Genomic DNA, 21,521 nt, shown 5'->3' with positions numbered 1-21,521 from the left:
CGGCCCCCGTCGTACGAGCGGTGAAGCGGGGCTTACCGCCGTACGCTCTGTGTGCCGCCGGAAAGTCTAGGTGAGCGAGCCGCCGGGCACGACCAACCCCCTTGCGAGCGGCCCGACCAGGCCGCCGACCGGGCCGCCGACCGGGCCGCCGACCAGGCCGCCCGACCGGGCCGGCGTCCCAGGCTGGGCGGACGCCGCGGATCTCGGTAGAGTCCGGCGGATCTCGTGGTCCTACCCCTGTGGAGGCTGGAAGCAATGGGCTTGGGAAGCGGCATCTTCCTGATCGTGGTCGGCGCCATCCTGTACGGCGCCGTCGACGTCGATCTTCCCTACGTCGACGACGACGCGCTCGGACTGATCCTGCTGCTGGCCGGCCTCGCCGTCGTCATCGTCGCCGTGGTGCTGCGGGCGGACCGGCCGGAGGCAGGCGTGGGGACCGGCATCCTCTTGCTCGCGGCCGGGGCGATCCTGTACTTCGCGGTCGACGCCGATCTCCCCTACATCGCCGACGACGCGATGGGCGCCATCCTGATGGTCGCCGGTGCGATCGCGATCGTCGCCACCGCCGTCATGAGCCGGCGGCGAACGACGAGCCGGAGGTCAGTGCAGGGCTACTACCAGCCCTGACAGTCCATCCCCCACGGGTCCCTGACCCGGGGCGGCGACCGCACCCTGCGGTGGGGTCGGCCGCGACCTCCGGACGATGTGGCAGCCGCGTTCTGTCGGCAGGGTGAGTTTCATGATCACCACGACTCTTCGGCGCGCGGCCCTCACCGCCGGCGTCAGTCTCGCGGCCCTGGGGCTCCTCGCGCCCGGTGTCGCCCAGGCGGGGACCACCGACCACCCCGTCGACCAGCTTCCCGCCACCTCCCTCACCCTCCCGCGACCATCCGGACCGTACGGCGTGGGAACGGACACACTGCACCTCGTCGACGCCGACCGGCCGGATCCGTGGGTGCCGGAGTCGGGGCCGAGGGAGCTCATGGTCTCGATGTACTACCCCGCTCGCCGAGCGTCGGGGACGCCGGCGAGGTACGTCACACCGCGCGAGTCCGGGTTGCTCCTCGAGAGCCAGGGCGTCACCGACGTACCCGCGGACGCCCTGAGCACTGTTCGTACGTACGCCAGATCCGGCGCGGCGCCCCGGGCGGGCAGGCGCAACTACCCGCTGGTCGTCCTCTCGCCCGGGTTCAGCTTTCCGCGCACCTCCCTCACCGCCCTGGCTGAGGACCTCGCGAGCAGCGGCTACGTCGTCGCCGCCGTGGAGCACACCTACGAGTCGGTGGCCACCACCTTCCCGGACGGCCGCGTCACCACCTGCATGGCGTGTGAGACGGACACGACACCGCAACGGATCATCCAGGGACGAGCGGCCGACGTCTCGTTCGTGCTGGACGAACTCGTCGGGCCGCGCCCGGCCTGGCGGCTCGCCCACCTGATCGACCCGGCACGGATCGGGATGGCCGGCCACTCCGTCGGCGGCGCCTCCAGCGGACCCACCGCGGTCCGCGACCCGCGCGTCCGGGCGGCGGTGAACCTGGACGGCACGCAGTTCGACCCACTGCCGGAGAGCGGCCTGGCGGTGCCCTTCATGTTCCTGGGAACCGAGGACGGGCACTCCCCGGGTGGCGAGGACACCACCTGGGACCGGGACTGGCAACGGCTGACCGGATGGAAGCGCTGGATCACCGTCAGCGGCAGTGCGCACTCCTCCTTCACCGACTACGCGACGCTGGCCGACCAGCTCGGTGTCGACATCGGGCAGACCATCGCCGGAGCCCGGGCGGTGCGGATCACGAACGCCTACGTGGGTGCGTTCTTCGACCAGCACCTGCGCGGGCGGGACCGGCCGCTGCTCGACGGCCCGTCGCGGAAGTACCGCGAGGTGCGGTTCCACCCGTCAATGCAGCGTTGACATAGACGGTCCTGGTCACGTGCAGGTGGGGGGCTTCGACGCCGGTCGCCCGCTCGACCGTACTGTCTACCCCGGACCCACTGTCGCCGCCGCTCCGCAGGCACCGCGACGCAGCCCCTGGTGCCCGCCTGCCGCGCCAAGCGTGGCCGTTTGTGAGGATCGGACAAATCCGCGCGGCCGACTCCGTGGGCTGCCGCGCTGATGAGGCGTGAACGAGTTGGCAAAGTGGCGGATAGTGGAGCTTCACGAAGAAGGGGTGCGCTGATGACTGCTGGCAACGAGGCCGTCCTGGTAACCGGACTCGGCGCGACGACACCACTCGGAGGGGACGTCGACTCGACGTGGGCGGCCATGCTCGCGGGCGAATCAGGGATCACCCCGCTCGAGGACGAGTGGGCGGCCGACCTCCCGGTACGGATCGCGGGCCGGTTGAAGGTCGACCCCAGCGAAGTCATGGGCCGGGTCGAGGCCCGGCGGCTGGACCGCTGCGAGCAGATCGCCCTCATCGCCGCCCGGCAGGCCTGGGAGCACGCCGGCCGCCCCGAGGTGGAGCCGGAGCGGCTGGCGGTGGCGATCGGTACCGGCGTGGGCGGCGTGCTCACCACCCTGGCCCAGGACGACGTGCTGGAGACGTCGGGCGTACGCAGGGTCTCCCCGCACACGGTGCCGATGCTGATGCCGAACGGCCCCGCGGCGTACGTCAGCATGGATCTCGGTGCCCGCGGTGGCGCGCACACCCCGGTCAGTGCGTGCGCGTCCGGCGCGGAGGCGATCGCCCTCGGGCTCGACCTCATCCGGCTCGGCCGCGCCGACGTGGTGATCGCGGGTGGTACGGAAGCCTGCATCAACGCGCTGCCACTGGTCGGGTTCGCCAACGCTCGCGCCCACTCGATGCGCAACGACGCACCGCAGGAGGCCTCCCGTCCGTTCGACGTCGACCGGGACGGCTTCGTCTTCGCCGAGGGCGCCGCCGTCCTCGTCCTGGAGCGCGCCGACTTCGCCGCGGCCCGGTCGGCGCGCGTGCACGCCGCTCTCGCCGGGTCCGGCCTCACCTCCGACGCCGGGCACATCACCGCCGGTAGCCAGGAAGGTCAGGCCCGCGCGATCCGGATGGCGGTCAGGTCCGCCGGGGTGGCTCCGGAAGACATCGGGCTCGTCCACGCGCACGCGACCTCCACGCCGCTGGGTGACGTCACCGAGGCCGGCTCGGTCACCGAGGCGATCGGTCCCCACCCGGCCGTGACCGCTACGAAGTCGATGACCGGCCACACGTTCGGGGCCGCCGGCGCGATCGGTGCGATGGCCGCGATCCTCGCGCTGCGCGACCAGGTCGTTCCCCCGACGATCAACCTGCACCAGCTCGACCCGCAGGTGAAGCTCGACGTGGTGGCCGGCGAGGCGCGGAAGATGCAGTTGAACGCCGCACTGGCCAACTCGTTCGGCTTCGGCGGCCACAACGCTGCGCTGGTGTTCACCACCGCGCCGTGACCTGACGTCGACCACGCATCCGACCCACACACTGACCCCCGTTCGCGACTGGCGACGGGGGTCAGTGCGGTTCAGGACTTGGCCCGACGGTCGACCAGGGCCGCGATTCCGTCGAGGATCCGATCGAGACCGAAGTCGAGCGCCTGGTCCTGTCCCCCACCTTCGGCAGCCGCCGTCAACGCAGCCTGGACGGCCGGGTATTCGCTGCCGTGTTCGCGCATCAGCTCACTCATCAGCGCACTGATCCGCCGTTCGGTTCGGTTCGCATCCGGGCCGCCCCGCGTCTGGTGAGCGAGATTGCGGACGTGCCCGACGAGAACGACCACCGCGTCCAGTTGCTCTCCACCACGTAGGCCGATGCCCTCGAGCGCGGACACCGCCCGCTCCATCCAGGCCAGTTCGTTCGGACCGAACACCCTCGGGCCCGTGGTGGCCTCCACCACCCATGGGTGACGCCGAAATCTCGGCAGCAACGCGTGCGCCCACTCGTCCAGCCGATCACGCCAGTCCTTCGCACGGGTGCCCGCGGGCGGTGCACCGATCGCGAAATCGGCCATCACGGCGACGAGTTCGGCCTTGCCCGGCACGTAGCGGTACAGCGACATCTTGGTGAAGCCGAGGTCGGCGGCCACCCGTTGCATGGAGACCGCGGCCAGACCTTCGGCGTCGGCGATCCCGATGCCGGTCCGCGCGACGACCTCCAGACTCAACGCGGGCTTGGGTCCGCGCCGGGGCCCGGGTCGCCTACCCCACAGGATTTCGACGGTTCTTGCCTGGTCGGCGACCTGGATGTCCATCGGCACCTCCGGCTTGCTCGGCCAACCTTCTTGCCCCGGCGAAGAAACTGCGTCTAGAGTACACAGAACTTAACTGATTCCACCGGACACAGTTCCGCGAGAACGGAGCAGGCACATGCGCAAGGTCCTCATCTCCGGCGCCAGCGTCGCCGGGCCCGCCCTGGCCTACTGGCTGGGCCACTACGGATTCGAACCCACCGTGGTCGAGATCGCGCCCGCGCTGCGCGGCGGCGGCCGCGCTGTCGACTTCCGGGGCGAGGCACACCTGACCGTCCTGCGACGGATGGGTCTGCTCGACAGCCTGCGCGAGATCCAGACCGGCGGCTCTCCGATGACGTTCGTCGACGAGCGCGGACGCACTCTCCTGCACCTGCCGGCCGACTTCGCCGGCGGCGAGGTGGAGGTGTTGCGTTCGGACCTGTCGCGGGTGCTCTACGAGCACAGCAGGGAGCGGGCGAAGTATGTCTTCGGGGACTCCATCAGCCGACTGGTCGAGACGCCGAACGGCGTGGAGGTCACCTTCGCGTCCGGCACCGAGGACCGGTTCGACCTGGTGATCGGTGCCGACGGCCTGCATTCCCAGGTTCGCCGGCTCACCTTCGGCGAAGAGGACCAGTTCGTCAGCCATCTCGGCTACTACGCCGCGACGTGGGATCTGCCCAACTACCTCGGGCTGCCGCCGGGCTCGCTGGGCTACAACGTGCCGGGCCGACTGGCTTCCATCGCCTGCGATTTCCGTGACGCAGACCGGGCCGGGGCGTTCATGATCTTCAAGTCGCCGAAGCTGGCGTACGCCCGGCACGACCTCGACCGGCAACGCGCTCTGATCACGAATGCCTACGAAGGGGTCGGCTGGGAGACACCGCGACTGCTGGCATCCCTGCGGGATGCGACCGAGCTCTACTTCGACTCGATCAGCCGGGTGGACATCCAGCCGTGGTCACGAGGACGGATCGGCCTGGTCGGCGACGCCGCGTGTGGTGCCACCATCGGCGGCATGGGCACCGGCACCGGGATCGTCGCGGCGTACGTCCTGGCCGGTGAGCTGGCGACCGCGGGCAACGACCACCGGATGGCGTTCGGTCGGTACGAGGCGTTGGTGCGCGACTACGCGCGCGGGTGTCAGGTGGGTGGCAACCGGACCGGCAAGTTCCTCGCCCCCGCGAGCCGGTTCGGCGCGAGGATGCGCAACGGGATGCTGAGCAACAGGTTTCTGCTGAACCTGATGCTGAAGGCCGGTGAGAACGTCAGCAGTGGGATCAGACTGCCCGACTACACGCACCCGACGACCTTGGCCGGGCGTTCCGGCTGAGCACCTGACCGTACTCAGTTGCGCTTGCAGACCATCAGGAGGTTGCCGTCCGGGTCGCGGAACTGAAGGAACGACACACTGCCGATGTCCTCGATGTCGCTCTCGACCCTGACGTCGTTGGCCTCGAGGTGCGCGAGGCAGGCCTCGAGGTCGGTCGACCACCAGAAGAACCGCGGCGGCCCGGCGGTGTCGAAGTCGGGCTTGTTGGCGTCCAGCGCGAGGCCCACCTCGCCGGAGGTCGGCAGGTCGTAGATGGTGTCCTCGTGGGAGGCGTCCCCGACCGGCAGGCCCAGCAACGCGGAGTACCACTCGATCGACCGCCGCATGTCCCGCACGGGGATGAACACCATGCCCACGCGGTTCTCGATCGGAGAACCAGCGTGCCGGCCGGTCGCGTGCGAGGTCATGCGTCCTCCTTGACACCGCATCCGGTGCCGTCGCCTTGGAGCATCGTCCTCATGAGGTGTCGTCGTATGAGGTGTCGTCGTCATGAGGTGGAATCGGTTCCAGGACTTCGGTCACGAAGCCACCGAGATCCTGGCCAGGAGCGTATCCAGTGCCCGGCGAACGGCCGTCACCGCGTCCGACTGACGCCGGAATCCCCACAAAGTAAGCGATCCCTGCCACTGGGCGACCACGAGCTCACCGAGGCCGGGCACGCCACCCGGCACGTCACCGGACCCGTCATCCAGGCGTTCCTCGACGGCCGCGGAAAGGGTGTCAAGCCAGGCTTGCCCACGAGCACGGAGTACCGGATCGCGCAGATCCTCACGGAGCAACATCAACTGGTCGGCGAAGTCGTCGCTGTCGCCGGCGTCGTACTGCCCGCTCAGCCGTACGAGCAGGTCGACAACCCCAGCCGCACCGGACGGCGCCTCGGCACACGCCCGCGCGGTCTCCTCGTCGAGCCGGTCCCAGGCGAACAGCAACGCCGCCCGCAGGAGGTCGGCCCTCGACCCGAACCGCTGCACCAACGTCGAGGCGGCGAGGTCGACCCGGGCGGCCAGCGAGCCGAAGGAGAGCGCGTCCGGACCCGAGGTCCGCACGATCGACAGCGCGGTGGACAGGAGCGCTTCATCGGGGACTGTTCGCTTGCGGGGCATGGCAGCCACCATATATAAACGAACGGTCGGTCACATACGTCGGGTAGGAGGAACAGTCTCGTGAACGCACTGGACGGCAGGGTCGCCCTGGTCGCCGGCGGTACCCGCGGCGCCGGGCGCGGCATCGCGGTCGAGCTCGGCGCCGCGGGAGCGCACGTCTACGTCACCGGGCGCACCACCCGCGAGCGCAGATCGGAGTACGACCGACCGGAAACGATCGAGGAGACCGCCGAGCTCGTCACCGCCGCGGGTGGCACCGCCACCGCCGTGGCCGTGGATCACCAGGAGCCGGACCGGGTGGCCGACCTCGTACGCCGGATCGAGCGCGAGTCGGGCCGGCTGGACGTCCTGGTCAACGACATCTGGGGCGGCGAGCTGCTGTTCGACTGGGACGCGAAGCTGTGGGACCACGACCTGGACAACGGTCTGCGGCTGCTCCGGCTGGCAGTGGAGACGCATCTGATCACCAGCCATCACGCGCTGCCGCTGCTCACCCGGAAGCCGGGCGGCCTGGTGGTGGAGATGACCGACGGGACGTACGACTACAACGCGCAGACCTACCGCGTCTCCGCGTTCTACGACCTGGCGAAGTGGTCGGTGCTGCGGCTGGCCTGGATCCAGGGCAAGGAGCTCGCCGAGCACGGGTGTACGGCGGTCGCGCTCACTCCGGGCTGGCTGCGCTCGGAGATGATGCTCGAGCACTACGGCGTCACCGAGGAGTCCTGGCGGGAGGTCCTCGACCGTCCGGTCCAGCCGGCGTTCCCGGACCCGGGGCACTTCGGCATCTCCGAGACCCCGCACTTCGTGGGCCGGGCGGTCGCCGCGCTGGCCGCCGACCCGGAGGTCGCCCGGTGGAACCAGGCGTCACTGTCGTCGGGGCAGTTGGCGAAGGAGTACGGCTTCACCGACCTGGACGGCAGCGTCCCGGACGCGTGGCGCTACATCGTGGAGGTCCAGGACGCCGGCAAGCCGCCCGCCGCCCACCTCTACCGCTGACCGAGCGGTGGCGAGCCACCGTTTGCGACCGGGTGGGCAGGGTAGGCCCGGGCCCATGCAGATTCAGAAGAGTCAGGTCGTGGACCTCCTCAAGCAGCACGGTCAGGCCGACAAGGCCCAGGCCGTCGAGCAGCACCTCCCGGACACCATCGACACCGACCAGCACGCCGACCTCCTGAAGAAGCACGGGGTCGACCCGAGTCAGCTCACCGAGGGCGGCCTCGGCGGCGCGGCGAAGGACATCGGAGGCAAGCTCGGTCTCTGACCGACGGCCGATCCGTTCCGGCGGGTTCCCACCAGAGCCCGCCGGCGTTCCGTCCGACCCGCTTCGCCGTACGACAGCGGGGCAGGATCCCGGACGTGTAGACCGCCGAGATCTACATCCAGGCGGCAGTTGCTGGACCTGATCCAGCTCATCCTGGGGGCATCGCGGCGTTCCACACCAAGTGACGCCGCCGCGACCTGGGCCTGCTTGGGCCCCCGATCCGACCTACCTCGGACCCGAGTCGCACCGGCTCGGCCGTGGCGATCTCCCGCGCCGACTAGGGTGATCGACATGGGACTGGTCGAGGTTGCGCTGGTGATTCTGACCGACCGAAGCAGGCGGATCGTCATGCAGCACCGGACCGACGACGCGCCGACCGATCCCAGCCAATGGACCGTTCCCGGCGGCATGATCGAGCCCGGAGAGGACCCCGAGGCCGCCGCCCACCGGGAGTTGCGGGAGGAGACCGGCCTTCGGTGCGCCGAGTTGTCGCTGGAACGCGTGATCGAGCGACAGTTCCATGGCCCGGCCTCGGTGCGCTACCACGTGTTCGCCGGGACCACGGACGCCAAGGACGAGGACATCGTGCTCGGCGAGGGTCAGGCGATGGTCTTCGTGCCGATGAACGAGATCGGCCGCAAGGACCTGTCAGCCATCGCCCGGGAGGTCCTCGCCGAGCGCCTGAGCGTGGTCAGGCAGTAGCCCCTTCCTCCGTCGAGGGCGAAGTAGCCCAACCGAACTCGGGCGGACGCTCGGCGTAGGGTGGCCATCGGGGGACACCGGGGACGCACAGGGAGGTGTTCTGCCGTGAGACTCGCGCGAGGGATTGGCGCCGCGGGCGTGTTCCTGCTCGCCACCGTCCTCATGATCGTTTCGCTCGTGTGCTGCGTGACCGTGGTGCTGCTCCCGTTGGGGATTCCGTTGGCGCTGCTCGCGATGCGGCTGTACGGCAAGGGCACGAAGATGCTGCTGCCGCGTCCACAGGAAGTGCAGCGCGGGCTGCACAAGCTGTGGGGGCGTAAGACCAAGCAGGTACGCAAGGACACCGCGAGCGAGGTCAAGGGAGCCCGGAAGAGCTTCCGGAAGGCGCGCAAGGGCGCCGGTGACCAGTTCGAGGGCGCGGCCAAGAGTGCCCGGAAGGCCCGCAAGAACGCGGGCCGCCGCGTTCGCAAACTGCGCAAGGCCGCACACGTCTGAGCCGGGACTGGGATCGGACCGGCCGGTTGAGGACAGCTCCCGCCTGAATCGGCGCCGCACCACCCAGAGTGGGAGCCGTGAAAGCTGTTTCCAGCTGGTCCCTCCACCGCACCCTCGGCTCGTACATGTCCGGCGACCAGGCCGACGGCGGGCCTGACGACCTCGCGAAACCCGATGCCGGGATGGCGTTGCTCGACCTACCGGCGGAGCTGCGACGCCGCGGTTACGACACCGTCCAGTTGTGCCACTTCCACCTTCCCAGCCGCGATCCCGGCTACCTGGGTGAGCTCCGGTCGGCCCTGGAGTCGGAGAACCTCACCCTGGATGCCGTACTCGTCGACGACGGCGATCTCACCCACCCGGCCGACGCGGACGCCCACCAGCACTGGATCGACGGCTGGCTCGACGTTGCCATCACGCTCGGCGCACGCCGGGCGCGGGTCATCGCCGGAAAGCAGTCGCCGAGCCCGTCGCGGCTGGAGGACAGCGGCCGCCGGCTGGGCAAGCTCGCCGGGGATCACCCCGAGATCCGCGTCGTCACCGAGAACTGGTTCGCGCTCACCGCCGGTGCCGACGAGGTGCACGCGATCCTGGACGCGGCCGACCGCCAGGTGGGGCTGCTCGTCGACCTCGGCAACTGGACCGGTGCGGACAAGTACGACCAGCTCGCCGCGGTCGCACCGCGCAGCGAGACCTGTCACGCCAAGTGCCGTTTCGACGCCGACGGTCCCGACCGCGAGGACTTCACGCGCTCCCTGCAGGCGCTCCGCCAGGCCGACTACACCGGGCCGCTCGCCCTCGTCTACGACGGGGCCAACGCCAACGAGTGGGACTGTCTTGAGCAGGAGCACGCCATCGCGACCGGCGTCTTCGGCTGAGTCGCCGACCGCCGGAGCCTGGGCACCAGGTCCACGTCTTCGCCAGATCCCTGCTGGGCAAGGAGTTTCGGACGATGCTGAATCCCGAGGTGGCGCCGGGAGCGTTCACCGAGCTGGACCGGTTCGTGTTCGAGTCGTGGGGTTACCTGGTGATCCCGGACGTACTGACCGCCGCGGAGGCCGAGGAGTGCTACGACGCTTCGGAGCGCCTGCACGCCACGCGGGACAGGGAGTTCGGCCAGCTCGGTCGCGGCTACGAGACCGAGCCCAGTCTTGAGCGCCTGATCGACCATCCGGCCGTACTCCCCAAGATCCGTGGGTTGTTCGGCGACCGGTTCGTCCTGCAGGCGAGCTGGAACACGATGCAACCCGCGCACGGCGGGACGGGCGGTTGGCACCAGGACGGTTCGGGTGCGTACGACTTCGGCAAGCTCGGTTGCCCGGTGCCGCTGATCCAGTTGCGGGTGTCGTTCCTGCTGACCGACCAGACCAGGCCGGGCAGCGGCAACATGGAGTTGATCCCCGGCAGCCACCGCAGCTCGGTACCGTTGCCCGCCGGCATCCGTGCGGCTCGTGGGGACACGCCGATCGGGCACGTGATCTGCGCACCGATCGGATCTGTACTGGTGTTCCACAACGGCGTCTGGCACCGGACGTACCGCCACGACGGGGACCGGGACCGCTACACCGCGCACTACGTCTACAGCCCGCCATGGGTACGCCCGGCCGACCGGTTCAGCAACTCGGCCGACTTCCTGGAACGCACCACACCCATGCGCCGGGCTTTGATGGGCGAGTTCGAACGGCCCGACGCACCGTACGGCGCCGGCTACGACCCACTGCCGTTTCCGGACTGAACGCCTGCCCGGCCGCACGGGCAAAAGCGGCTTGACTTGGAGTGCACTCCAAGGAGCAGTCTGACGGCGTGAACTCCGACGCCTCGCAAGCCGAAACCTGCGGTGTCGACGAACTCGTACCGGACGTCGACGGACCGCTCACCGTCAGCCAGGTCGCGGAGCTGACCGGCCTGTCGCCTCACACGCTGCGCTGGTACGAGCGGGTGGGTCTGCTGGAGGGCGTGACCCGCGGCCCGTCGGGCCACCGGCGGTACACGCGCACCGACCTGGTGCGGCTGACAATGCTCATGCGGCTGCGCGCGACCGGTATGCCGGTCAGCGAGATGCAGCGCTACGCCGAACTCGTACGCGCCGGTTCGCTGACCGAACCGGAGCGGATGCGGCTGCTGGAGGTCCACCGCGATCGGGTTCTGAGCCACATCGCCGACCTCCACCGCGACCTGGAAGTGGTCGACCGCAAGATCGCGGGATACCGGCAAGGGGCATCGTCGGCGAAGCCGGCGTAGTCGTTCACGCCGTTCACATCCTGACTCGACAGTCCACCAGCTGAGGGGAAGCACCGAATGCTGCAACGCACCATCGGAGGCCGCCGGACCGTGAGCGCGCTGTGCCTGGGCGCGATGAACTTCGGCAGTACGACGGACCCGGAGACCTCGACGGCGATTCTCGACCGGTTCGTGGAGGCCGGCGGAACGTTCGTGGACACCGCGAACAACTACAACCAGTGGATGGCCAACGGCGGCGAGAGCGAGGAACTCCTGGGTCGCTGGATGCGATCCCGCGGCAACCGGGACCAGTTGGTCATCGCCACCAAGTGCGGCGCCAGGACGACCGTGCCCGGCACCCCGAACGACAACTGGGAAGGACTCGGCGCGGCGGCCGTCGAGTCCGCCGTCAAGGGCAGCCTCAACCGGTTGGACGTCGACCGCATCGACCTGTACTACGCGCACATCGACAACCGGACCACGCCGCTCGAGGAGACCGTCGGCGCGTTCGGGCGTCTCGCCGCCGAGGGGGTGGTCGACGTGCTCGGCTGCAGCAACACCGCGACCTGGCGACTGGAACGCGCCCGGCGGCTGGCTGCCGACCAGGGCGTCGAGCCCTACTCGGTGATCCAGCAGCACTACACCTACCTGTGGCCGAGCCCGTTGGTGCAGGGCCGGACCCAACGGCTCGGCAGCCCGAACTACCAGCACGCCGGGGTCGAGCATTTCGACTATCTCGGCGAGCACCGGGATCTGACGCTGGTCGCGTACCAGCCGTTGTTGACCGGCTCGTACGGCCGGCCCGAGCGCCCCTTCCCGGCCGCGCGTGGGTACGCACACCCGAGCGCGTACGCGCGGTTCCAGGTGTTGCGCGAGGTCGCCCAGGAAGTCGGCGCCACCACCAACCAGGTCGTGCTGGCGTGGATGCTGCACCACGACCCGGTGGTCGTACCGCTGTTCGGAGCCTCGTCCCTGGCCCAGCTGGAGGAGGCGCTGGGCGCGGTCGAGATCAGCCTGGACGCAGAGCAGCTGGACCGGCTGAACAACGCGTGACGACCAAACGCTTCACTCCTCGTAGAGGGCGGGGCGTTCACTCACCAGGACCGGACCTCGAAGCCGAAGTCCGGTGCCGCGAGCCGTTTCGGCGCGAACGTGCCGTCGCCGTTGCTCAGCGAGGTGCGTACGCCGACGTCGCCGAAGCCCACGATGTCCGCGCGCCCGGTGGCGGTCAGCTGGGCGAGCAAGCGCGGGTTGCGGTCCACCCGCCAGCCCTCGGCGTAACCGAAGTCCGCGAGCCTCACCTGCGGTGTGTAGTCGAACGTCCCGTCCCCACGGCTCAGCGCCACATACACCCCGGCGTCGCCGAAACCCACGATGTCCGCACGCCCGATTCCCCGCAGGTCGGCCAGGAACCGTGGATGCCGGTCGACCCGCCAACCACCGTTGACGTATCCCAGATCACCGATCACCGGCTGCGGGGAATAGTCGAACGTCCCGTCCCCACGGCTCAGCGCGACGTAGACTCCGGCGTCGCCGAAACCCACGATGTCCGCACGCCCGATTCCCCGCAGGTCGGCCAGGAACCGCGGATGCCGGTCGACCCGCCAACCGCCGGCGACGTAGCCGAAGTCGGGGATGACCAGCCGCGGTGGTTCGAAGGTGCCGTCGCCGCGGCTGAGCGCCACCCAGACCCCGTGGTCGCCGAAGCCGACGATGTCCGCCCGGCCGTTGCCGGTCACGTCGGCGAGCAGCCGCGGATGCCGATCCACCCGCCAGCCACCGTTGACGTATCCCAGATCACCGACCACCGGCGCGGGCGTGTAGTCGAACGTCCCGTCCCCACGGCTCAGCGCGACGTAGACCCCGGCATCGCCGAACCCCACGACGTCCGCCCGGCCCTCACCCGTCAGATCACCGAGCAGCCGCGGATGCCGATCCACCCGCCAGCCACCGTTGACGTATCCCAGATCACCGACCACCGGCGCGGGCGTGTAGTCGAACGTCCCGTCCCCACGGCTCAGCGCGACGTAGACCCCGGCATCGCCGAACCCCACGATGTCGGATCGTTCGTTCCTGGTAAGGCGGGCGAGCGCCTTCGGGTTCGTCGCCAGGGGCGTCCAGGCGAGCTCGACGACGTGGTGGTCGTCGGAGTTGTACACGACATGCTGGGTGTCGCGCAGGAAATCGAAGGGTAGCCGATCGGAGCGCTGCCCGAGATCGGTGCGCCGGTCGCGGCGGTCAGGTCGTTGTGGTGCCAGGCGCCGTCCCACCACAGTTCGTGGACGTGCCCGTCCACGCCCGTGTAGACGACATGCTGGGTGTCCTGGGGCGCGAAGACGTAACCCCTCGGGTCGCTCGACGCCGCCGGCGCGCCGGCCAGGTCGCTCGGGCTGCCCCAGTAGTGCCAGCCGTTGGTGTCCGTACCCCAGCGGAGTTCGTGAACGCGGCCGTCGACACCGCGGTAGTGGACGTGCTGGGTGTACTGCGCCTCGTAGGCGTACCCGGTCGGCTGGCCGTCGCCAAGGGGCGCGCCCGTGATGCCGGTGAGGCTGCCGCCGTGGTGCCAGCCTCCATGACTGTCGCGCCAGAGTTCGTGGACGTGGCCGCCGGTGATCTGACCGCTCGCGACGTAGACGACGTGCTGGGTGGACTGGGAAAGGAAGCCGTAACAGGCCGGGCCACTCGCATGCACCAACGGACCGCCGGTCAGCGCGGTCAGGTCCCGGTGGTGCCATCCGGCGATGTCCCACCAGAGTTCGTGAACGTGGGAGTCGAGGCCTCGGTAGAACGCCTGCTGGAGTCCCTCGAACTCCATCGCCGAGGGCCCCTCGAGCACCGGAACCCGCGCGCTGGCGTCACTGCTGAGGTCGTGGGTGCTCCAGCCGTTCTCGTCGAAGAGGATCTCGTGAACGTGCCCGCCGGACCTGTAGTCCAGATGCTGGCTGTTCTCGGCCGGGAAGTAGTAGCTCGCCAGGTCGGTGAACCAGGGTGGCAACGGCACCCTGCACCTCATCGCCTCGAAGAAGATCCGCTGCGTTCCACCGGCCGCGTTGGCGGTCGGGTCGGCGAAAGCCGGCGGGGTGACAGGTGTGGTGAGGTCGGTCGCTTTCCAGCCCATCGCGTACTCCAGGCGAACGTGTGCCGAGACGCACAGGTACGGACGATGGCTCGAATTATCACCCGGTCGGAACGGCACCGGGAGCCCTCGCCCGAGACCTCCCCGGGTCAGTCGCCGTCGGAGTGCAGGCGAACGACCCCTTCCTCGTGGTCGACCAGGAAGAGCGTCCCGGGTGGGAACTCGCCGAGCGTCTCCGGCGGCAGCTGGACGGTGCCGTCACCGGCGACGACGGCGAAGTCCTGCCCGTCGCGTCCCTCCGCACCGACGCGGCCGTCGCGAATGGTGACCACCCGGCCGAGCTGGGTGCCCACCTCCGGGTCGTGGGTGACGACGACGACGGTGGTGTCGCGTACGGCGTTCACCGACTTCAGCGCGGCCACCACCTCGTCGCGGCCGGAGGTGTCGAGCTGGCTGGTCGGCTCGTCCACGAGCAGTAGGCCAGGTCCGGCGGCGATGCCGACGGCCAGGGCAGCGCGCTGTTGTTCCCCGCGCGTGAGCTCGGGCGGCTTCGACCTGGCCATCGCCGAAAGCCCCACCAGGTCGAGGATCTGCTCGGGCTCGGCGAGCTCGATGCCCTTGGTCGCGGCGGCCCTGCGCTGGGCGAGCCAGACGTTGCGCACCAGAGTGGCGTACGGCAGCAGGTTGCGCGCGGAGCCCTGCAGCACGACGCCGATCTCGGTGCCGCGCAGCCGGTTCAGCTCCGCGTCGCTCAGCTTCCCGATGTCGTACCCGCCGACCACGATCCGCCCCGCCGAGGGGCGCATCAGCCCGGACAGCAAGGAGATCAGCGTCGACTTCCCGGACCCGGACGGGCCGACCAGCGCGACCATCTCACCGGAGTTGATCGACAGGTCGACACCGGACAGCGCGACGACGTCGGAGCCCTCGATCCGGTAGATGTGCACGACCCTTCGGCATGCCACCGCCAAGCCCATCAGCCACCAGCCTCCTGCCGTCCCTCGACCAGCCGCCCTTCGACCAGCCGTCCCTCGACCAGGCGGCGCTGCCACCAGCCGCCGGCGACCGCACCCGCCACGAGTACTCCCACCACCAGCAGCTCCAGCACCGCGACGTGCGGCCACCGCGGCCAGTTCGCCAGCAGGGACGCGTCGACGCCGAGCGGCAGCCGTCTGCTGGTGGCGAACCACGCCACGACCGCGGCGATCGCACCCGTGACCGCACTGGTCACCACGATGCCGCCGTACGACCACAGCGCCGCGCCCGTCGTCAGGCGTTCGGTCGCCCCCTGGATGCGAAGCGCGCGCATGCCGGGGTTCCACGTCCGGCGGTCGACGGCCACCACCAGCGCCAGGGCGCCGAGCCCGACGAGGACGGTCACCCCGGCCGCGAGCTGGTAGGCGTGCAACGCCATCGCGGCCCCGGACTTCTCCAGCGAGTCACGTACCCCGCCGACCGTCCGGTCGGTGACGACCGCCAACCCCTCCTTGCGCAACCGGTCGAGGACCGTGTTGGGAGTGCCGGGTGCCAGCCAGACCTGTGGTGTCGTCGCGAAGCCGGGCTCTGCGGTCAGGCGTTCGGCGTAGGTGAGGTCGATAAGTGCGCCCTTCGCGCCGACGCCTGGCAGGGTCGCCACCTTCGCCTTCGCCACGAAGTCGACCGGTTCGCCGTCGATGTTGGGCAACTGCTTGCCGGGCATGGTGCCGGCGGTGATCGCGGGCAGCGGGTACGGCACGTCGACCGCGCGGAGTACGTAGTCGTGGCCCGGCCGTGGCGACGACTGGGTCATCAGCAGGCCGTCCTGGTCGCCGATGATGCGGAGCTGGTCGGTGACCGGTCCGCTGCCCGAGGTACGCCAGCGGCGAGGGTCGGCGAGCTCGGCGCGGGTCAGTACGTCTCGGCCGTCCAGCCGCAGCGCGGCGAGGTTCACCCCGATCCGCTGAGCTCCCACCGCGGTGGTGCTGATGCTGATCCCGGCCAGCCGGCACTTGTCCTGACACTCGCTGAGCGTGGCGCGGTAGAGGGGCTGCCCGCCGGAGACCGGCCCGAACTTGACCGCCACCTGGTCGTTCTTCGGGGTACGCAGCAGCAATGTGGCCGAGAGCGTCCTGTCGGCGGTGAACGGGTCCGGCTCCAGTCGTACTGTCAACTCGCCGTTGCCCACCATGATCGTCTCCGGCGCGGGCGGGCGCAGCAGGCTCGCGAGCTTCGCCGGGCTCGGCCCGTCGCCGTTGCCGGTGCCCTCCGGCCACCGGCCGACCTTCGCCAGCCTGGTGGCGTCGACACCGAGCACCGGAGGCTGGGAACCGTCACCGCTCGGCGCGGAGACCACCGCCATCGCGTGCCGGCCGGACGGGTCGGCGGCCCGCACCGCACGCAGGAGTTCGGTCCGGTCGACGTCCTGCACCTCCAGTACCCGTTCGGCTCCGAGCAGTTGCTCGGCGGTTGCCTGCCGTCCCTGCGCGGCCACGTCCGTCGTGGTCACCGCGAAGCCGAAGGTGCCGAACGCCAGGGCGAGTACGACCAGCAGCTGCACCGAGCCGGGCCGGCGGGCGAGGTAGAACGCCGCCACCGCTGGCCCGATCCGCCCACGGCGCAGGGACCAACGGCCGGCCATGCCGATCAGCGGGCGGACCGCCAGCGACACCAGCATCGCCACGGCGAGGACGACCACGACCGGAGCGGCGACCATGACGCCGACCAGCGAGCCGCCGAGGGAGCGCGTCTCGGCCACGACCACGACGCCGAGCGCGACCACGACGACCTCCACCGCCGCCACGACCACGGGACGGGAGCGGGAGGGCACCTGGCGCAGCAGCGTGCCGACCGGCGCGGAGAGCTCACGGCGCAGTGCGAGCAGGGCGGCGACGATCGTTCCGGCGGCCGCTACTGCGGCGGCGAGCAACTGGGCCCGGTCGACGCCGACCGGGCCGGCCTCCCCCGACACGGTGAGCGCGACGAGCGCACCGGTGACCAGCAGGCCGACGGGTACGCCGGCCAGCAGCGGCAGCAGGCTCTCCGCGGAGATGCTCAGCGCCCGCGTCGGCCAGCGGGCACCCCGCAACGCGACCGCGCCGATCTCCTGGCGGCGCCCCCACACGCCGTGCCCGACGGCGAGGTGGATGACGAACCAGCACAGGGCGATCAGCGGCGCCGCGGCGATGGGCAGCAGTGCGCGGGCATGCTTGCCGTGGGACTCGATCCGGTCCAGCAGGGACGGCAGGGTGGACAGCAGGCCGCCGCCGTACGGGTCGTCCTCGAGGAGCCGGCGTTCTGCCGCGTTGAGCTGGGCCCTGACCACAGGAACGCGGTCGGGCGTGAGCAGGCCGGTGGGCATGACCGAGTCGAGGTACAGCGTCTCCTGCCGGTGCAGCAGGCTCCCGGTCGTGGCCCGGTTGGTCATGATCGCGGCCGGTCCGAGCCGGCCGAGCGGGTCCTCCAGCGACCAGTACGCCGACTTCGGATGGTCGGCCTCGAACACCCCGACGACGGTGAGCGCGACCGGCGGACCGTCCGGCTCCCACGTCTGGTCCTTGCGGCGTACGGGAGTGAGCGTCACCTCGTCGCCTGCGTGCACCTTGGCCTCGGGAACCAGCGAGGCCGGCAGTGCCACCTCCCGGCTGCCCACCGGGCACCGGCCCTGCCTGAACGTCACGTGCCGGCAGAAGCCGTCCCGGGCGAGCAGGCTCCGCGGTTCGGCGTTCGGGCGGCCGCGCTCGATCCCGCGAACGTGGACCTGCGCCGTGGTGACCGGGGTGAAGCCCTTCAGCCGGGAGCGCGCGTCAGTCAGGGTCTGCAGGCCGTCGGCCGACTCCAGCACGTCGGTACGCGGGTTCGGCGAGTCCACCGACAGCGGCGGCATCGAGACCGTGCGGTCGGCGTTGTCGGCAACGGCGACCTCGTTGCGGATGGCGGCCCGGTCGATGGCCACCGCGAACGCGGGTACGCACACGGCCGCGAGGGTGGCTGCCATGGACAGGACGAACAGCGTCAGCGCCTGACCCCAGCGGGTGGCCAGCTGGGCGAGAACGACCGCGATCATGGCCGCGCCCGGCGTACGAGAGCCGAACCGGACGCGACGACGACCGAGCCCAGGACGACGACGGCGGCCAGCGCGGCGGCCAGGACCGGGTAGCCGCGCGTGTCCACGGTGGGCAGGACGTTCCAGCCGTCGACGAAGCCGGGGTACAGGATCCTGTCGACCGCGGCGCCGGCGACTCCGGCGGCGAGCCCGATCACCGCTGCCGTACCGACGAGGGCGCCGAGCGAGCCGTAGCCGACCGCACGGATGGCGCGCGCGCCGACGCCCTGGGCGCGCAGGGAGGCGAGTTCGGCCGCCCGGCCGGGGCGTTCGCGGGCGGCGTCGATCAGGACGGCACCGGCCGCGAGCAGCAGGCCGACCAGCGCGACCGCGACCTGGAACCGTACGCCGACCGCACTGCCCTCCGCGCGCAGCTGGGTCAGTCGGGTGGACATCGACTCCTCCCGCAGGGTCGTGAGCCCGTGGTCGCGCAGGCCCGCCACGACGGACGCGGGCGCGTCGGCGGACAGCCACACCTGCGGGAACCCCGAGCCCGCGAGCGGGAACGGCACCAGCCGCTCGGCGTAGGTGAGGTCGACGATCGTGCCGACCTTGTCGTGGCGGGGTACGAGTGAGCCGGTGCGGACGATCTGGGCGGGCACCGCCGCGCCGGGCAGCGGAATCAGCCGGGTCTCCTCCGCCGGGTCGGGCCGCCAGCCGGCGACGAGAGCGGGCAGCAGCACCGGGGTGTCCGCGACGAACGCCCAGTCGTTGCGGTCGAGCGGGACGTTCTCCGGCGGCTGGGACACGGTGAGGCGCAGACTGCCCTTCCCGGCGGCGATGGTGGGGCCGAGGTCGCGGGGACCGACCGCGGGCCGCCAGCGTTCGGGCGCGGCGAGCAGGGCCGCCGGCAGCGACGAACCGCGCGCGGCTGCGGAGTCGTTGGCGCGGACACCGGTGCCGGCGGCGCCGGCCGTACTCCCGCCGCCCGCCGGATAGAGGTCGACCCGCGCGCCCGCGGTCGCCGGTTCGTACCCCACGCCGGTCGGGTCGGCGACGTCACCGGTGGCCCCGTCGGCCCGCCGGTCGCCGAGCACCTGGACGCCGACCAGCCGGCAGCCGGCGGTGCAGTTGCGTACGTCGGCGGAGTACGCCTTCCGGGTGCCGGTCAGTGGGCCGACGATGGCGTCGACCGGCTTGCCGTCCTCGGCGGTCCGCAACCGGACCCGCAGGTGCAGCGGCTCACCGTCGGGGTCCTGCCCGGACGCGTCGACGACGAGCCGGCCGGTGTGCAGGGTGACCGGGCGCGGCGCGGACGGCCGCAGCGCAGCGGCGACCGTCGCAGGGTCTCCGCCGTACTCCTTACGCCATCCGGTGACCACCGGCAGCCGGGTGGTGTCCATCGCCAGCACCGACGGGTCGCCGGTGCTCTCCCCCGGCTGATCGACGACGGCCATGGCGTACTTCCCGCTCGGGTCGGCGGCACGCACCGCGGCCATCAGCTGAGCGGGATCGTCGGCGTCCACGGTGAGCACACGGTCGGCACCGAGTTCGAGGGCGGCCCGCTGCTCCTGGGTGCGGGTGGTGGTGTCCCAGCCGACGAACGCGGTCGTGACCAGGGCGATCGCCACCACCACCAACGCGAACAGCCGATGCGTCTCCGGCCGCCGCGCGGTCAGCGCCGCGATCAGTGCCATCGCCGGGCGCCCGGCCTGGCGGGCGCGAAGGGTCAGGGAGTTGGCCAGCGGCGGCACTCCCCAGGCGGCCACCAATGCGACGGCGAGCGCGACCAGGCCGGGTGCGAGGAGTGGGAGTCCCTCCACGCTGCCGCCCACCACGACGGCCTGGACGACGCCGTACACCGAGAGGCCGACGAGCACGACGTCCACCAGCGAACGCCGCCAGCCGGGACGGCGGACGGGAATGCGCCGCAGCAGGTCGCGCGCCGGGGTCAGCAACGTGCCGACCTGGGCGGCCACCACCGCGACGAGCCCGCCCACCAGGGTCAGCCCGAGCAGCAACAGCGACAGCAGTAGCGCGGTACGTTGACCGGCGGGGTCGAGGGTGCCGGCCATCGAGCGGCCGACGGCGAAGCCCGCGGCGGCACCGACCACCGCTCCACCCACCAGCGGCACCACGCTCTGGCCGAGGACGAGCACCCACCCTCGGCCCGACGGCGCACCGTGCAGCCGCCACCAGCCGACGTCGCCACGAATCTGCACCGCCGCCTCGCGGACCACCACGGCCAGGGCGAACCACGTCAGCAGCAACAGCACCGCGACGCCGACCCCCACGCCGGCTAGGACGTTGCGCCGGTCCTGGGTGATCCGGTCGAGCAGGCCGTCCAGCCCGGTGATGCTGGTGGAGAATCCCTGCTGCCCGAGCGTGGACAGGTCGGCGTTGATCTGGCCGGCGAGCCCGTCGGTGTTCATCGTGGCGAACGCCGCGGGTGAGGCCAGCAGGTCGTAGGTGTAGGTGGTCTGTTCCCAGCCGCGCATCGTCGCCGGGACGGTGAACGCCGTTGCCTGCTTGCTGCGGTCGTCCGAACCGAGGCCGACGAGGTAACCGTCCGCCCAGTACGGCTCGCTCGGGTCGATCACGCGGTAGACGCCGACCAGCCGGGCCCGGCTCGGCTTCTTCCCGCCCGTGAGCGTGAGGTCGTCACCGACCTTCAGGGAGAGCTGGCCGGCGAAGGCCGCCGGGAGTACGACCTGACCGGCACCGGTGGGACGGTCCCCGGTGATCGTGAGGTGGCGGTAGACGTCGTCGCGGTAGGCCACCTTGACCACCGCCGCCGGCGCCTTGGACCCCGCGCGCCGCACGCCGCCCGGCGCGAACGCGCCGTCGATCGAGGCAAACCCCGGCGGGCGGAAGGCCTTCCGGGCGTCCTTCATGGCAGCCTCGGACGCGGTGTCGTTGGTGCCGCGCCAGGCCGACAGCCAGCTCACCGAGACCAGCCGCTGCGCGACCGGGGCGCTCCCGACCGCGGCCACCCCGACCTGCTGCTGGGCCTTCACCGCGTAGAAGGGTGCGGCCGTCACCGCCGCGCCGGCGAGCAGCGCCACCAACATGACCACGATCGCCGGCCCGCGCCGGGCAGCCAGTGCGCCCCGAAGTACTGCCCACATGCC

At 71.0% G+C, this 21,521-nt stretch carries 20 protein-coding genes; 12 read left to right on the top strand and 8 right to left on the bottom strand.

What is annotated here, in order from left to right; translation table 11 throughout:
• The first annotated feature begins 255 nt into the window (after positions 1–255).
• From BLU27_RS08100 to BLU27_RS08090, 3 genes are all read left to right on the top strand, one after another.
• Positions 256–627: a DUF6458 family protein gene (locus tag BLU27_RS08100; protein ID WP_092652041.1), complete on the top strand. Its 372-nt coding sequence runs from the start codon at positions 256–258 to the stop codon at positions 625–627.
• A gap of 112 nt (positions 628–739) precedes the next feature.
• Positions 740–1,915, top strand: a complete 1,176-nt coding sequence (locus BLU27_RS08095; protein ID WP_092652039.1) for an alpha/beta hydrolase family protein — start codon at positions 740–742, stop codon at positions 1,913–1,915.
• A gap of 264 nt (positions 1,916–2,179) precedes the next feature.
• Positions 2,180–3,403, top strand: coding sequence for a beta-ketoacyl-[acyl-carrier-protein] synthase family protein (locus BLU27_RS08090; RefSeq protein ID WP_092652037.1), 1,224 nt, complete (start codon positions 2,180–2,182; stop codon positions 3,401–3,403).
• A gap of 71 nt (positions 3,404–3,474) precedes the next feature.
• Here the strand turns inward: BLU27_RS08090 and BLU27_RS08085 are convergent, their stop codons facing one another.
• Positions 3,475–4,200 carry a TetR/AcrR family transcriptional regulator gene (locus tag BLU27_RS08085; RefSeq protein WP_092652035.1) on the bottom strand — a complete coding sequence of 242 codons (726 nt, stop codon included), beginning with the start codon at positions 4,198–4,200 and terminating at the stop codon, positions 3,475–3,477.
• Between the two features lie 115 nt (positions 4,201–4,315).
• Between BLU27_RS08085 and BLU27_RS08080 the strand changes: the two genes are divergently transcribed.
• Positions 4,316–5,512, top strand: a complete 1,197-nt coding sequence (locus BLU27_RS08080; protein ID WP_092652033.1) for an FAD-dependent monooxygenase — start codon at positions 4,316–4,318, stop codon at positions 5,510–5,512.
• A gap of 14 nt (positions 5,513–5,526) precedes the next feature.
• Here BLU27_RS08080 and BLU27_RS08075 read toward each other — a convergent pair whose 3' ends face one another.
• The gene (locus BLU27_RS08075; protein WP_092652031.1) at positions 5,527–5,919 is read right to left on the bottom strand and encodes a VOC family protein; all 393 of its coding nucleotides are present in this window, start codon (positions 5,917–5,919) and stop codon (positions 5,527–5,529) included.
• A 111-nt stretch (positions 5,920–6,030) separates the two neighbouring features.
• Positions 6,031–6,615, bottom strand: a complete 585-nt coding sequence (locus tag BLU27_RS08070; protein WP_092652029.1) for a TetR/AcrR family transcriptional regulator — start codon at positions 6,613–6,615, stop codon at positions 6,031–6,033.
• 60 nt (positions 6,616–6,675) lie between these two features.
• On the opposite strand from BLU27_RS08070, the gene BLU27_RS08065 reads away from it, so the two are divergent.
• The 8 genes from BLU27_RS08065 (at position 6,676) to BLU27_RS08030 (ending at position 12,346) form a co-directional block, all read left to right on the top strand.
• A complete protein-coding gene (locus tag BLU27_RS08065) occupies positions 6,676–7,611 on the top strand; it encodes an SDR family oxidoreductase (RefSeq protein WP_197681738.1) in 936 nt (311 codons plus the stop codon).
• Positions 7,612–7,666: 55 nt separating this feature from the next.
• On the top strand, positions 7,667–7,876 hold the full coding sequence (locus tag BLU27_RS08060) for a hypothetical protein (protein ID WP_092652027.1): 210 nt from the start codon (positions 7,667–7,669) through the stop codon (positions 7,874–7,876).
• Positions 7,877–8,167: 291 nt separating this feature from the next.
• Positions 8,168–8,578: an NUDIX domain-containing protein gene (locus BLU27_RS08055; RefSeq protein WP_092657368.1), complete on the top strand. Its 411-nt coding sequence runs from the start codon at positions 8,168–8,170 to the stop codon at positions 8,576–8,578.
• A 105-nt stretch (positions 8,579–8,683) separates the two neighbouring features.
• On the top strand, positions 8,684–9,073 hold the full coding sequence (locus tag BLU27_RS08050; protein ID WP_157728330.1) for a hypothetical protein: 390 nt from the start codon (positions 8,684–8,686) through the stop codon (positions 9,071–9,073).
• A 77-nt stretch (positions 9,074–9,150) separates the two neighbouring features.
• A complete protein-coding gene (locus tag BLU27_RS08045; protein WP_241827847.1) occupies positions 9,151–9,951 on the top strand; it encodes a sugar phosphate isomerase/epimerase family protein in 801 nt (266 codons plus the stop codon).
• Positions 9,952–10,025: 74 nt separating this feature from the next.
• Positions 10,026–10,808 carry a phytanoyl-CoA dioxygenase family protein gene (locus BLU27_RS08040; RefSeq protein ID WP_092652023.1) on the top strand — a complete coding sequence of 261 codons (783 nt, stop codon included), beginning with the start codon at positions 10,026–10,028 and terminating at the stop codon, positions 10,806–10,808.
• Positions 10,809–10,876: 68 nt separating this feature from the next.
• On the top strand, positions 10,877–11,314 hold the full coding sequence (locus BLU27_RS08035) for a MerR family transcriptional regulator (protein ID WP_092652021.1): 438 nt from the start codon (positions 10,877–10,879) through the stop codon (positions 11,312–11,314).
• Between the two features lie 57 nt (positions 11,315–11,371).
• On the top strand, positions 11,372–12,346 hold the full coding sequence (locus BLU27_RS08030; RefSeq protein WP_092652019.1) for an aldo/keto reductase: 975 nt from the start codon (positions 11,372–11,374) through the stop codon (positions 12,344–12,346).
• 41 nt (positions 12,347–12,387) lie between these two features.
• Here the strand turns inward: BLU27_RS08030 and BLU27_RS08025 are convergent, their stop codons facing one another.
• The 5 genes from BLU27_RS08025 to BLU27_RS08005 form a co-directional block, all read right to left on the bottom strand.
• The gene (locus BLU27_RS08025) at positions 12,388–13,347 is read right to left on the bottom strand and encodes an FG-GAP repeat domain-containing protein (protein ID WP_092652017.1); all 960 of its coding nucleotides are present in this window, start codon (positions 13,345–13,347) and stop codon (positions 12,388–12,390) included.
• Positions 13,311–14,411 carry a PLL family lectin gene (locus BLU27_RS08020; RefSeq protein WP_092652015.1) on the bottom strand — a complete coding sequence of 367 codons (1,101 nt, stop codon included), beginning with the start codon at positions 14,409–14,411 and terminating at the stop codon, positions 13,311–13,313. The genes BLU27_RS08025 and BLU27_RS08020 overlap by 37 nt, the downstream gene beginning before the upstream one ends.
• 107 nt (positions 14,412–14,518) lie before the next feature.
• Positions 14,519–15,346: an ABC transporter ATP-binding protein gene (locus BLU27_RS08015; RefSeq protein ID WP_092652013.1), complete on the bottom strand. Its 828-nt coding sequence runs from the start codon at positions 15,344–15,346 to the stop codon at positions 14,519–14,521.
• Positions 15,346–18,411: a hypothetical protein gene (locus BLU27_RS08010; RefSeq protein ID WP_092652011.1), complete on the bottom strand. Its 3,066-nt coding sequence runs from the start codon at positions 18,409–18,411 to the stop codon at positions 15,346–15,348. Before BLU27_RS08010 ends, BLU27_RS08015 begins: the two co-directional genes overlap by 1 nt.
• Positions 18,408–21,518, bottom strand: a complete 3,111-nt coding sequence (locus BLU27_RS08005; protein WP_092652009.1) for a hypothetical protein — start codon at positions 21,516–21,518, stop codon at positions 18,408–18,410. The genes BLU27_RS08010 and BLU27_RS08005 overlap by 4 nt, the downstream gene beginning before the upstream one ends.
• Between the last annotated feature and the right edge of the window lie 3 nt (positions 21,519–21,521).

The sequence above is a fragment of the Actinopolymorpha singaporensis genome, from assembly GCF_900104745.1.
GTDB classification, from domain to species: Bacteria; Actinomycetota; Actinomycetes; order Propionibacteriales; family Actinopolymorphaceae; genus Actinopolymorpha; species Actinopolymorpha singaporensis.
Note: the sequence above shows the minus strand (reverse complement) of the source record. Positions and strands in the feature narration are given on the sequence as shown.

Bases quoted from the DNA above. Each gene is read 5' to 3' on its own strand.
- BLU27_RS08090 (WP_092652037.1), top strand. From the start codon at position 2,180: ATGACTGCTGGCAACGAGGCCGTCCTGGTAACCGGACTCGGCGCGACG.
- BLU27_RS08040 (WP_092652023.1), top strand. From the start codon at position 10,026: ATGCTGAATCCCGAGGTGGCGCCGGGAGCGTTCACCGAGCTGGACCGG.
- BLU27_RS08030 (WP_092652019.1), top strand. From the start codon at position 11,372: ATGCTGCAACGCACCATCGGAGGCCGCCGGACCGTGAGCGCGCTGTGC.
- BLU27_RS08080 (WP_092652033.1), top strand. From the start codon at position 4,316: ATGCGCAAGGTCCTCATCTCCGGCGCCAGCGTCGCCGGGCCCGCCCTG.
- BLU27_RS08075 (WP_092652031.1), bottom strand. From the start codon at position 5,919: ATGACCTCGCACGCGACCGGCCGGCACGCTGGTTCTCCGATCGAGAAC.
- BLU27_RS08015 (WP_092652013.1), bottom strand. From the start codon at position 15,346: ATGGGCTTGGCGGTGGCATGCCGAAGGGTCGTGCACATCTACCGGATC.
- BLU27_RS08085 (WP_092652035.1), bottom strand. From the start codon at position 4,200: ATGGACATCCAGGTCGCCGACCAGGCAAGAACCGTCGAAATCCTGTGG.
- BLU27_RS08005 (WP_092652009.1), bottom strand. From the start codon at position 21,518: ATGTGGGCAGTACTTCGGGGCGCACTGGCTGCCCGGCGCGGGCCGGCG.
- BLU27_RS08060 (WP_092652027.1), top strand. From the start codon at position 7,667: ATGCAGATTCAGAAGAGTCAGGTCGTGGACCTCCTCAAGCAGCACGGT.
- BLU27_RS08095 (WP_092652039.1), top strand. From the start codon at position 740: ATGATCACCACGACTCTTCGGCGCGCGGCCCTCACCGCCGGCGTCAGT.
- BLU27_RS08055 (WP_092657368.1), top strand. From the start codon at position 8,168: ATGGGACTGGTCGAGGTTGCGCTGGTGATTCTGACCGACCGAAGCAGG.
- BLU27_RS08020 (WP_092652015.1), bottom strand. From the start codon at position 14,411: ATGGGCTGGAAAGCGACCGACCTCACCACACCTGTCACCCCGCCGGCT.
- BLU27_RS08100 (WP_092652041.1), top strand. From the start codon at position 256: ATGGGCTTGGGAAGCGGCATCTTCCTGATCGTGGTCGGCGCCATCCTG.
- BLU27_RS08010 (WP_092652011.1), bottom strand. From the start codon at position 18,411: ATGATCGCGGTCGTTCTCGCCCAGCTGGCCACCCGCTGGGGTCAGGCG.
- BLU27_RS08070 (WP_092652029.1), bottom strand. From the start codon at position 6,615: ATGCCCCGCAAGCGAACAGTCCCCGATGAAGCGCTCCTGTCCACCGCG.